The following is an 11,640-nucleotide window of genomic DNA, read 5'->3' on the forward strand; positions in this document are numbered from 1 at the left end:
TTCAAGTCCTTTTCATTCAAGCCCTGGCTGGCCAATGCACTGTCTAACGACAACTGGCTGGCCGTGCCACGGAACACCGCCACACGTTTGCCCTTGAGGTCTTGCAGGGTCTTGATCCCCGAGCCCGGCACCACGCCCAGGTACTGCTTGACGTCACGTGCCGTGGCGCTGAGCAAACGCGTGTCCAGCCCATTGGAGCGACCGATGATCGCCGCCAGATCGCCCAGGTAGGCCAGGTCCACCTGGCCATTGGCGAAGGCTTCATTGATCACAGGACCTGCGCCCTTGAAGTAATTCCACTGAATCTTGATGCCTTGGTCGGCAAAGGCCTTTTCGAAGATCTGCTGCTCGCGCAATACATCCGTTATACCGCCGCCGCTGTGCTGGCTGCCGGCACTCAGGTCGGGCACGGCGATGCGGATTTCCTTGAGGTCGGCAGCGTGTACCAACCCGGCCAGCGCGGTGCCCGCGAACAGGCTGATCAGACGTTTGAAGGGCAGTTTCATAAGCGCAGCTCCTGGTGGGCGACGGTCGCCTGGGGAGCAGAAAGTAGGCACAGCCCGAGCAAAACTTTAAATACTATAAATTCACAATTTAATAGCTTTTTGGACTATGCGAGCAGAAACGCTGGCTCCAGCGGCGTATGCATAAACAGCATCAAAAATATTCTTCGAATGCATTGGATGCGTGCCAGGCAGAGGCTTTAAATGATTTTTCTTATCTCACAATCATCTTGATTCCGTTTTTATAAGATCGAAATCACATAACGCCGAGGGAGGTCCGCTATGGCCCGCACTTCACAGTTGAGCCTGCCTCTTTCAGCCCCCGCTCCGCGCTGGCCCTTGCTCGGTGAGCGTCTGCTGCCCTGGCTGTTGCCGCTGGCACTGTTTGCGCTGTGGTGGTTGGCCAGCCGTAATCAGTGGATGAGCGAACAAATTTTGCCCGCGCCGTCGCTGGTGTGGAGCAGCGCCGTAGAGCTGGCCGGCGGCGAGCTATGGAGCAACCTGGCGATCAGCTTGCAGCGCTTGTTCTGGGGGCTGTTGGCCGGTATCGGCGCGGGAGCCGTATTGGGTGCGCTATTAGGTTTCAGCGCGCGCGCCGAACGCCTGGTGTTCCCCACGTTCAGCGCGTTGTCGCAAGTGCCGACCCTGGCCTGGATCCCATTGTTCATGGTGTTTTTCGGCATCGGCGAGACCTTGAAACTGGTGGTGCTGGTGAAGGCGATTGTGGTGCCCGTCACCCTGCACACGCTGGTTGGTGTGCGTGACGCGCAACCCAACCTGCGTGAAGCCGCCCGCGTGCTGCGCCTGCCCACGCACCTGCTGATTCGTCGGCTGATCCTGCCCGCTGCGTTGCCAGCCTTCATGGCCGGTGTGCGCCTGGCGCTGGCGGCGGGCTGGACCTCGTTGCTGGCCGTGGAATTGCTGGCCTCCAGCGAAGGCATCGGCTACCTGATGGTCTGGGCGCGCCAACTGTTCATGCTCGATATTGTCTTCGTGTGCATCGTGGTCATCGGTGTGCTGGGCGTGGTGATGGATCGCGGCATCGGCTGGCTGGACCGCAAATGGGCGCACTGGCCGCACCCGGCCACTGCGCAGATTCGCCGCGGCCCGCGTTATGAGGGGTGGCAACGCCTGCAACCGTGGTTGTTGCCGCTGCTCTTGCTGGCGTTGTGGCAGGTGGCGACGGATCTCGCTTGGGTGGACCCGAATATTCTGGTCAGCCCATGGGCCGTGCTGCAAACCACCGGCGCGGGTGTGCTGGATGGCAGCCTGTCCGGCGCCTTGGGCAAAAGCCTCGGCCGCACGCTGGGAGGCTTGTTGCTCGGCGCCAGCCTGGGGTTTGCCATGGGTTTGTGGCTGGGTTTGTCGCGACGCAGCGAGCGAGTGCTCGGGCCGACGCTGGCCGCGCTGCGCCAGATCGCGATTTTCGCCTGGGTGCCATTACTCACCGCCTGGTTCGGCCTGGGTGAATTGGCCAAGTCGGTGTTTATCGCCCTGGCGGCGTTTTTTCCGCTGTTTATCGCCACCCAACGCAGCGTGTTGAACCTGTCTCCACAGCTGCGCGAAGCCGCGCAAGTGCTACGCCTGAACCTGTTCCAGCGCCTGCGCCGTCTGGTGCTGCCGGGCGCGGCGGCGGGGATCTTCGCCGGCCTGCGCCTGAGCCTGATCTATGCCTGGCTGGGCACCATCGGCGCGGAATATTTCATGCCATCCAACGGCGGCATCGGCAGCCTGATGATCGGCGCCCAACAGCTGCTGCGAATGGATTTGATCATGAGCGGCATGCTGCTGGTGGGCCTCACCGGCGCCACGCTCAACCTTATCGGCCAACGCATCGAAACCCGCGCCACGCGCTGGAGACACGCATGAACGCACCTATCGTCAGCTTCAACCATGTGGGCAAGACCTTTGACGTCGACGGCTTTGAGCTGGAGGCGATTCGCGAATTCAACCTGGACATTGCCGAAGGCGAGTTCGTGGCGATTGTGGGTTCCAGTGGCTGCGGCAAATCTACGCTACTGCGCCTGCTGGTGGGGCTGGATACGCAGTTTCGTGGCGAGATCCGGGTGGACGGCCATGCCGTAAAGGGCATCGGCGGCGAACGCGGCATCGTGTTCCAGGAGCACCGGTTATTCCCCTGGCTGACCGTCGCGGAAAACATCGGCCTGGGCCTGGTCAACGAGCCGTTGAGCGAGGCCGAGCGCAACCGGCGCATCGGTGACTTTATCGAATTGGTGGGCCTTACCGACTTTACCCGCGCTTATCCGCATCAGCTGTCCGGCGGCATGGCGCAACGTGTGGCAATCGCCCGTGGCCTGGTGGCCAGCCCGCGCATTCTATTGCTCGACGAGCCGTTCGGCGCCCTCGATGCGTTGACCCGCCAGCAGATGCAGGACGAGCTGTTGGCAATTCGCGCCCGCGCCAAAATCACCACGGTGCTGGTGACCCACGATGTGGAAGAAGCGATTTTCCTCGCCGACCGCGTGGTGGTGATGGAGCCGCGGCCAGGGCGCATCAAACAGGTGGTGGACATCGCCCTGCCCCACCCACGCCAACGCAGCAGCTTCGAGTTCCACCAACTGCGCGAAGAGCTGCTGCATGAACTGATCAGCGACGGCCACTATCAGCCGCCGCTGCGCGAACAGATTCGCGACCTGCCGCTGGCGTTTATTGCTTGCTGAATGCCAGCTCAGCGTCCGGCCGTTCCTGGCGCTCAAGCCGATTGGCGCGGGTAAACGTGCCGATATCATTGAAGCGCACGCCCATCTCGCGCATCACCTTGTGGGCCACCTTGGCGGTCATCTGACGGATGTAGAACGGCTCCTTCACCACAAAATGGTGGATGCCGTGAGTGCTGCCGAAGTTGAAGCAAAACGCCTGCAACGGCCACATCCACCACGGGTTGAGCACCTGGGTTTGCTGGATCACGTTGCCCAGTTCCACATCGCCGTAATAGTGCATGTTGGAGCTGACAAAGTGCAGGCAAAAGGTGCGCAGCACGTTAGGACCGATGATCACCACGGCTGCGATATCAATCACCTGCATCATCTGCAAGGTACCGGCGGACCACTGGATTGGCGCGCCCATCAGGCTGGCGATGCCATTGGCGGCATGAAAGCCCAGGAACACATACCACGCGCCCCAATGCAGCAGCGCCAGCGGTGCGTACACCAGCAGCGAGCGTTTGAGGATCTTGAGTTTGTGACTCCAGGTCTTGGCCCGCAGCATGCGGATAAACGCCGACATCACGTTATCGCCCACCATCAGCAACCGCGCGAACCCCCACGGCTCGCCATTGGTAATGGCGCGCTCTTCCATATCGGTTTCGGTGCCGGACACCTTGTGGTGGTTAAGGTGCAAATGCCGGCGTATCCACGGGTTGATGGTGCTCGGCCGCGCCAGCCACACCAGGCCCATCATCAGGTTGTGTGGCACACGTTGCTTGCGAAAGTACATGCTGTGGATCAGGTCGTGTTCCAGCTCGTGGGTCAGCGAAGCGAGGAAAGCGTTGAGCAGCAAACATGCCCACCAGGCCATATGACCGGTGATATAGAGCGCCGCCGAACCGAGCATGCCGAGCAAGGCAAAGGCCAGGATGCCCGCGCCCAACGCGTCCTGATGCAGCAGCCAGGGGTGCTGTTGGCGCAACCGCACGCCCTCGGCGAGCACCACTTCGCGGATTTTTGCCGAGCGCTGTTGCGCATTCATCTGTTGGGGACTTGCAGAAGTACCGTCCATGCTCCCATCCTCTTGTTAAGTGATACGTCCATCCTGCCCCAAGCGATCGGGCGGGACGCTAGCCCCGGACGCCAACCTGTTGACCGCAAGCGCCAATCACCATGACTGAACCCACGTCTCTCGCCAGTTGGACCCGCGCCCTGCGCAAGCAGCTCGACGCCCTCAACCTGGACAGCGCCGCGCTGTGCATCGAGGCCGGGCTCGACCCGCAGCAGATGGACGACCCCAACGCACGCTACCCGCTGTCGGCCACCACACGCCTGTGGGCGCTGGCAGTGCAGGCCAGTGGCGACCCGGCGATCGGCTTGCGCGTGTCGCGGTTTGTGAGCCCGACCACCTTTCATGCGCTGGGTTATGCGCTGGTGGCCAGCGGCAGCTTGCGTGAGGTGTTCGAGCGCATCGTGCGGTATCACCAAGTGGTCAGCGATGCCCTGACGCTGGAGCTTAGCCGAGAGGGTGAGCGTTACCGCTTTCGTCTGCTGCAACCTGCGGACAGTCCGGCACCGGCGCCGGAAGCGATTGATGCGTTTGCAGCGATCTATGTGCGCACCTGCCGTAATCGCCTGGGCCGTGACTACGCGCCGTTGGCGGTGTACCTGCGTCGGCCGGAACCGGTGGATCCAAAACCCTGGCACACGGTGTTTCGCGCACCGGTGTTCTTCGATGCCGAGGAAGACCGACTTGAATTTTCCGCCCAGGACTTCGACAGCCACCTGGACGACGCCAACCCCGAGTTGGCCGAGCACAATGAAACCGTGCTCAAGCGCACCCTGGCCCAGCTGCAACCGCTGACCTGGGAACGCAAGGTGCGCAGGGCGATCGAGGAACAATTGCCGGAGGGCGAGCCGAGTGCCGAGCGCATCGCCCAGGCGTTGCACCTGAGCTTGCGCAGCTTGCAGCGGCATTTGGCGGATGAAGGCTGTCGGTTTGATGCGTTGCTCAATGAGTGCCGCGAGAACCTGGCGCTGCTGCACCTGCGCGATCCGCACTGCTCATTGGCCGAGATCAGTTATTTGCTTGGGTTTGCCGATACCAGCAGTTTCAGCCGAGCGTTCAAGCGCTGGACGGGGATGACGCCGGGGCAGTTTCGCGATGGGTTGCGTTAGGTAGGGCCTCATCGCGGGCAAGCCCGGCTCCCACAGGGCAATGCATTCCAACTGTGGGAGCTGGCTTGCCTGCGATAGCGGTGGCTCAGCGACCACGCCGCAAGAGTTTTTTCACCCGCGCCACCAGCACCTTGGCATCAAACGGCTTGAGCAAATAATCGTCCTCATGCAGTTCCAACCCACGCAAGCGGTCTTCAATGCCACCGGGCGTGGTCAGGAACAGCACGGGTGTCTCACCCTTTAACCGAATCGCCTGCTGCAACTTCCAGGCATTCAGGCCCGGCAGCATCACATCCAGAATCACCAGGTCGTACTCGGTGCTTTCCACGAAACGCAACGCCGCCATGCCATTGGCCGCGACTTCCACGCTGTAACTGGCCTCGTTCAAGCCCTGGGCCATCCGCTGCGCCTCTTCGGATTCATGTTCCACTAACAGCACGCGCATAACACACCTCGATTAATCAGGCTTGCAGGCTAACACCCTCAGGTGTGCGCCGCCTCACGCAGTCGCCGGGCATCAAGGATTTCGATCTCGCCGTAGCCCAGGCGCACGATGCCTTGGGCCTGCAGGTCCTTGAGCAAGGCGTTGGTGGTCTGGCGTGACAGGCTCAGCATGGCGGCCAGGTCTTCCTGGGGCAGTTGCAGCATGCTTTTTAAAGACTCGGCCTCGCCATAACCCTCGACGATCATCAACAGACGATGGGCCAGGCGCACCGACGCCGGCATCAGGCTCAATTGCTCGATATTGATAAAACTCAGGCGCAGCTTCTGGCTCATCAACAACGCCAGGTCGCGCCAGTACTGCGGGCTTTCATTGAGGATACTGAGCAACGCCTGCTGTGGCACCTGCAGCAGCGTGCACGGCCCGACGGCGCAGGCGTCGTGGGTGCGTGGCAGGCCGTCGAACAGGCAAATCTCACCCAGCCAGAAGGGTGATTCCACCAGGCTCAACAGTGCTTCCTTGCCGTGTTCATTCACCGCACTGATGCGCAAGGCGCCGTCGAGCACCGCGTACAGGCCACAGGGTGGGTCGCCACGCTTGAACAGGGTTTGCCCCGCCGCCAGCTGCCGCTGCCGGGCGTGGGCCAGCAGGCTATGCTGAAAAGGCTCAGGCAGGTGGCTGAACCAGTGGCCAGAGGCCAAGCGAGTACGCCATTTCTCTGTGTCCATGAGCACTCCGAAGATTGTCGCCCAGCTGACAGTCAGTCACAGGCGGACAGGGCATGATCAAGCATCCTACAGGAGGAACAACAATGAAAAGCCTCGTCGACCACCTCAGCCAATACGCCGCCTACCACCGCGACCCGCGCAATATCGCCAGCCACTTTATCGGCATCCCGTTGATTGTGGTCGCCGTGGCGGTGCTGCTGTCGCGCCCTGAATGGGCAATCGGCAGCCTGTGGATATCTCCGGCAGTGCTACTCGCGCTGTTTTCGGCATGGTTCTACTTGCGCCTGGAACTGGCGCTGGGCCTGCTGATGACGCTGTTGATGGGTTTGTCGGTATGGGCCGGGCATGCGCTGGCGGCACAGAGCACGCTGGTATGGCTGAGCAGCGGCATCGGTATGTTTGTGGTGGGCTGGGTGATTCAGTTTGTCGGGCACTATTACGAAGGCAGGAAGCCGGCGTTTGTGGATGATGTGTCGGGATTGATTGTGGGGCCGTTGTTTGTGGTGGCGGAGCTGGCGTTTGTGCTGGGGTTGCGGCAGGAACTTAAAGAGCAGATTGAGGCGCGGTCCGGCCCGGTAGAACGCCGCGATCTGAAGCCAAGCAAGGTCTGAATGTGGGAGCTGGCTTGCCTGCGATACAGGCACCTCGGTGTATCAGTCACACCGTAGTGATGCTATCGCAGGCAAGCCAGCTCCCACATGATCGTTCCCACGCAGAGTGAACGATCTGAGGGTCAGGCTTTTTGCCAGACCTTGGGCTTGAAGAACAAGGTCTCGCCACGCGCCAATCCGGTCAGGCTGTCGTGGTCTTTGACCACTTCGGCCTCGATCAGCTCGCTTTGGCCTTCGACCTTGAGCGTCACCCGTGTGGTGGCGCCGAGCGGGCGAATATCGCGCACTTGCGCCGCGTGGTGATCTTCCAGCTCATGGCGCGACAGCGACACTTCATGCGGGCGGAACAGCACGTGCTTGTCTTCGCCCAAGTGCAGACGGTTGGAATCACCGAGGAAGTGATACACAAAATCGCTGGCCGGGTTTTCGTAGACTTCGCCCGGTGAGCCGATCTGCTCGATCACGCCCTTGTTCATCACCACGATACGGTCGGCGACTTCCATGGCCTCTTCCTGGTCGTGGGTCACGAACACCGAGGTGAGGTTGATATCTTCGTGCAGGCGCGCCAGCCAGCGGCGCAGCTCTTTACGCACCTTGGCGTCGAGGGCACCGAAGGGTTCATCCAGCAGCAGCACCTTGGGTTCTACCGCCAGGGCGCGCGCCAGGGCGATACGCTGACGCTGGCCACCGGAGAGTTGTTCCGGGTAGCGATCCGACAGCCAATCAAGCTGCACCATATTCAGCAGTTCATGCACTTTGACCGCAATCTGGCTTTCGCTCGGGCGCTGGTTTTTCGGCTTCATGCGCAGGCCGAAGGCAACGTTGTCGAACACGGTCATGTGGCGGAACAGCGCGTAGTGCTGGAACACAAAGCCGACGTTGCGATCACGCACGTCGTGGCCGGACACGTCTTCGCCATGGAACACGATGCTGCCGGCGTCCGGGGTTTCCAGGCCTGCAATGATGCGCAGCAAGGTGGTCTTGCCGCAGCCGGACGGGCCAAGCAACGCCACCAGCTCGCCACTCTGGATGTCCAGATTGATGCTGTTCAGGGCCTTGAAGGCGTTGAAGTTCTTGCTGACATTACGGACTTCGATCGACATGACTTATTCCTCACCGGCGCTGTTGCGCAGGCGGTTGATACGGTTCTCGCTCCACTGCTTGAGCAGCAGGATGAAGAGCGCCAGGATCAGCAACAGGCTCGCGACGGCAAACGCGGCGACATGGTTGTATTCGTTGTAGAGGATCTCGACGTGCAGCGGCAAGGTGTTGGTCACGCCGCGAATGTGGCCGGACACCACCGACACCGCGCCGAATTCACCCATCGCCCGCGCGGTACACAGCACCACGCCGTAGATCAGGCCCCACTTGATGTTCGGCACAGTCACATGCCAGAACATCTGCCAGCCGTTGGCACCCAACAGGCGTGCGGCTTCTTCTTCCTGGGTGCCCTGCTCCTGCATCAGCGGGATCAGTTCACGGGCCACGAACGGCACCGTCACGAAGATGGTCGCCAGCACAATGCCCGGCAAGGCGAACACGATCTGGATGTCATGGTCTTGCAGCCACGGGCCGAAGAAGCCCTGGGCACCGAACATCAGCACGTAGACCAGGCCCGCGATCACCGGCGACACCGAGAACGGCAGGTCGATCAGCGTGACCAGAATGCTCTTGCCACGGAACGAGTACTTGCTCACACACCACGCGGCACTGACGCCGAACACCAGGTTGAGCGGCACCGAAATCACCACGGCGATCACCGTGAGCTTGAGCGCCGACAGCGCGTCCGGCTCAAGGATCGCCGTGAAGAACGCGCCGAGGCCATTCTTCAAACCCTGGGACACCACGATAAACAGCGGCAGCAGCAGGAACAGGAAGAACACCAGCCAGCCCAGGCCGATCAGGATGCGTCGCGACACCGCGCTGCCACGCCGGGCAGCATTGGCCGAGGCTGCAGCGGAAATAGACGATTGGGACATGCTCCGCGCCTCCTTATGGACGTTCGATGCGCCGCTGCAACAAGTTGATCAGCAGCAGCAAGACAAAGGAAACCACCAGCATCAACACGCCAATGGAGGTGGCACCGCGGTAGTCGTATTGGTCGAGCTTGACCATGATCAGCAGCGGCAGGATCTCGGTTTTCATCGGCATGTTGCCGGCGATGAAAATCACCGAACCGTACTCACCCACGCCACGGGCAAAGGCCAGCGCAAAGCCGGTCAGCCAGGCGGGCAGCAAGGCCGGCACGAGGATGTAGCGGAACACCTGCAACGGTTTGGCGCCCAGGCAGGCGGCGGCTTCTTCGATTTCCCGGGGGATGTCGGCCAGCACCGGCTGCACCGTGCGCACCACGAACGGCAGCGTGACGAAGGTCAGCGCCAGGGTGATGCCCAAGGGGCTGTAGGCGATCTTGAAGCCCAGGTCGGCGGCGAACTGGCCAACCAGGCCGGTCGGCGTGTACAAGGCGGTCAGCGCAATACCGGCAACGGCCGTGGGCAGGGCAAACGGCAAGTCGATCATCGCATCGATGATCTTGCGGCCCGGGAAGGTGTAGCGCACCAACACCCAGGCCAGCAACGTGCCGATCACGCCATTGATCAACGCGGCGTAAAGCGCGGTGCTGAAGCTCAGTTTTAACGCCGCCAGCACACGCGGTGCGGTAATGATGGCCCAGAACTGATCCCAAGTGAGTTGAGCGGCATGTACAAACATCGCCGCCAGGGGGATGAGTACGATCAGGCTGAGGTACACCACGGTGTAGCCCAGCGTCAGCCCGAAGCCGGGTATGACGGGGGAAATACGACGCGACATAAGAGTCCTTGGTTAAAGGGTAAACACCACTGCCTTTCTGTGGGAGCTGGCTTGCCTGCGATGCAGGCACCTCGGTGTGTCAGTCACACCTTGGTGATGCTATCGCAGGCAAGCCAGCTCCCACACAAGCCGGCCCCCGCCGAAAGGCGGGCTCCTACAGGTAATTTGGCTTACTGCGCCGTGTAGATCTGGTCGAACACGCCACCGTCGTTAAAGAATTTCGGTTGGGCAGTTTTCCAGCCGCCGAAGTCTTTGTCGATAGTCACCAGGTCCAGTTTCGGGAACTGCTGGGCGTATTTGGCGGCCACTTTTGCATCGCGTGGGCGGTAGAAGTTCTTCGCCGCAATCTCCTGGCCAGCCGGGCTGTACAGGTGCTTGAGGTATTCGGTGGCGATCTCGGTATTGCCCTTTTTCTCGGCGTTTTTGTCGACCACGGCCACTGGCGGCTCCGCGAGGATCGACAGGGACGGCACGACGATATCGAACTTGTCGGCGCCGCCGTCTTCTTTGAGTGCCAGGAACGCCTCGTTTTCCCACGCCAGCAACACGTCACCCTGACCGTTGTTGACGAAGGTGATGGTCGAACCGCGAGCGCCGGTGTCGAGGATCGGCACGTGCTTGAACAGCTCTTTTACGTATTCCTGGGCCTTGGCTTCGCTGCCGCCGGATTTAAGGCCGTAGGCCCACGCGGCGAGGAAGTTCCAGCGCGCACCGCCGGAGGTTTTCGGGTTAGGCGTGATAACGGAAACGTCTTTCTTGATCAGGTCGCCCCAGTCCTTGATGCCTTTAGGGTTGCCCTTGCGCACCAGGAACACGATGGTCGAGGTGTACGGAGTGCTCGCATCCGGCAGGCGGGTTTGCCAGTTTTCCGGCAGGGTCTTGCCCAGTTTGGCGATTTCATCGATGTCGCCGGCCAGGGCCAGGGTCACTACGTCGGCGCGCAAGCCGTCGATCACCGCACGGCCTTGCTTGCCCGAGCCACCGTGGGATTGCTGGATCTTCACGTTGTCGCCAGGGTGGGACTGTTTCCAGTAGCTGGTGAACTCAGCGTTGTAGTCCTGGTACAGCTCACGGGTCGGGTCATACGAGACGTTGAGCAACTCGTAGTCCTTGGCAACGGCGGAACCGGCAAACACGGCGCTGGCCAGTGCGGCCAGGGCGTAACGGCGAATCGACGACATAGAAGCTCCTGATAATTCTTGGGTGTTGGCTTTTTCTTATAGTTGCGGGTCTAGCATGCGAATCGCCGTTGTTGCTTAGCTCGGTTTGTTACCCGGGTTCTGCAAACGGAATTTTTCCTTGCGCTCGATCTGGACCACTTGGGCGTTGTGCACAGTGATTTCCACCGCGCCAAACCGCAGGTCGCGCAAGGCGCTCTGGATCTCACGCAAAATGGCTGCTTCGTCCTGGCCGTCGACGCTACGTAGAGATGCGCTCATGGTCTCGCTCCTGAAATAAATAGTGCCTGGCAGTGGCGGCACTGCTTGCGGCGTGAGGGCGATAGTAGATAAGCGCGGATATTCTTAAAAATACTATTTAAGAATGTTTATATAACCAGAAAGAATTTTCTGACAGGACGTGGGGTTGCGAAGGTTTTGGCCGTGAAAATACTGATACCCAGGCACCGCGGAACCCTGTGGGAGCCGGGCTTGCCCGCGATGAGGCAGTATCAGTCGAAACATCAGTGCCTGACACACCGCC

13 protein-coding genes are annotated in these 11,640 nt (G+C 60.9%); 4 read left to right on the forward strand and 9 right to left on the reverse strand.

The features are described from left to right. On the reverse strand, positions 1 to 506 hold a 506-nt coding region (locus tag FEM54_RS12745), incomplete at its 3' end, for an ABC transporter substrate-binding protein (protein WP_171045833.1). 279 nt (positions 507 to 785) lie between these two features. On the opposite strand from FEM54_RS12745, the gene FEM54_RS12750 reads away from it, so the two are divergent. Together FEM54_RS12750 and FEM54_RS12755 are read left to right on the forward strand one after the other, a co-directional pair. Beyond that, positions 786 to 2,372 (forward strand): ABC transporter permease, encoded by a 1,587-nt coding sequence (locus FEM54_RS12750; RefSeq protein WP_138451199.1) that lies wholly within the window; start codon positions 786 to 788, stop codon positions 2,370 to 2,372. Next, on the forward strand, positions 2,369 to 3,184 hold the full coding sequence (locus tag FEM54_RS12755) for an ABC transporter ATP-binding protein (RefSeq protein WP_017136703.1): 816 nt from the start codon (positions 2,369 to 2,371) through the stop codon (positions 3,182 to 3,184). The genes FEM54_RS12750 and FEM54_RS12755 overlap by 4 nt, the downstream gene beginning before the upstream one ends. Here FEM54_RS12755 and FEM54_RS12760 read toward each other — a convergent pair. Further along, positions 3,171 to 4,241 carry a fatty acid desaturase gene (locus FEM54_RS12760; protein WP_026013676.1) on the reverse strand — a complete coding sequence of 357 codons (1,071 nt, stop codon included), beginning with the start codon at positions 4,239 to 4,241 and terminating at the stop codon, positions 3,171 to 3,173. The two genes, FEM54_RS12755 and FEM54_RS12760, sit on opposite strands and share 14 nt — an antisense overlap. A 101-nt stretch (positions 4,242 to 4,342) precedes the next feature. Here FEM54_RS12760 and FEM54_RS12765 point away from each other — a divergent pair, with 101 nt between their 5' ends. Continuing rightward, entirely contained in the window at positions 4,343 to 5,347 is a 1,005-nt protein-coding gene (locus FEM54_RS12765; protein WP_099549546.1) for an AraC family transcriptional regulator, read from the forward strand. 85 nt (positions 5,348 to 5,432) lie between these two features. On the opposite strand, the gene FEM54_RS12770 is transcribed toward FEM54_RS12765, so the two are convergent. Continuing rightward, positions 5,433 to 5,792 (reverse strand): response regulator, encoded by a 360-nt coding sequence (locus FEM54_RS12770; RefSeq protein WP_017136700.1) that lies wholly within the window; start codon positions 5,790 to 5,792, stop codon positions 5,433 to 5,435. Positions 5,793 to 5,830: 38 nt separating this feature from the next. Then, complete coding sequence (locus FEM54_RS12775; protein WP_017136699.1) at positions 5,831 to 6,517, reverse strand: Crp/Fnr family transcriptional regulator; 687 nt, start codon at positions 6,515 to 6,517, stop codon at positions 5,831 to 5,833. A gap of 83 nt (positions 6,518 to 6,600) precedes the next feature. Here FEM54_RS12775 and FEM54_RS12780 point away from each other — a divergent pair, with 83 nt between their 5' ends. Continuing rightward, a complete protein-coding gene (locus tag FEM54_RS12780) occupies positions 6,601 to 7,128 on the forward strand; it encodes an Mpo1 family 2-hydroxy fatty acid dioxygenase (RefSeq protein WP_099549548.1) in 528 nt (175 codons plus the stop codon). A 122-nt stretch (positions 7,129 to 7,250) separates the two neighbouring features. On the opposite strand, the gene FEM54_RS12785 is transcribed toward FEM54_RS12780, so the two are convergent. The 5 genes from FEM54_RS12785 to oscA form a co-directional block, all read right to left on the reverse strand. Beyond that, entirely contained in the window at positions 7,251 to 8,231 is a 981-nt protein-coding gene (locus tag FEM54_RS12785; RefSeq protein ID WP_017136697.1) for a sulfate/molybdate ABC transporter ATP-binding protein, read from the reverse strand. Between the two features lie 3 nt (positions 8,232 to 8,234). Beyond that, positions 8,235 to 9,107 (reverse strand): sulfate ABC transporter permease subunit CysW, encoded by an 873-nt coding sequence (gene cysW / locus FEM54_RS12790; RefSeq protein WP_138451201.1) that lies wholly within the window; start codon positions 9,105 to 9,107, stop codon positions 8,235 to 8,237. 13 nt (positions 9,108 to 9,120) lie between these two features. Then, positions 9,121 to 9,939, reverse strand: coding sequence for a sulfate ABC transporter permease subunit CysT (cysT, locus tag FEM54_RS12795; protein WP_138451204.1), 819 nt, complete (start codon positions 9,937 to 9,939; stop codon positions 9,121 to 9,123). Positions 9,940 to 10,109: 170 nt separating this feature from the next. Then, positions 10,110 to 11,120, reverse strand: coding sequence for a sulfate ABC transporter substrate-binding protein (locus FEM54_RS12800; RefSeq protein ID WP_003170959.1), 1,011 nt, complete (start codon positions 11,118 to 11,120; stop codon positions 10,110 to 10,112). Positions 11,121 to 11,195: 75 nt separating this feature from the next. Continuing rightward, positions 11,196 to 11,378, reverse strand: a complete 183-nt coding sequence (oscA, locus tag FEM54_RS12805; RefSeq protein WP_003170956.1) for a sulfur starvation response protein OscA — start codon at positions 11,376 to 11,378, stop codon at positions 11,196 to 11,198. Positions 11,379 to 11,640 lie beyond the last annotated feature (262 nt).

It is taken from the genome of Pseudomonas edaphica (assembly GCF_005863185.1).
In the GTDB taxonomy this organism is placed as follows: Bacteria; Pseudomonadota; Gammaproteobacteria; order Pseudomonadales; family Pseudomonadaceae; genus Aquipseudomonas; species Aquipseudomonas edaphica.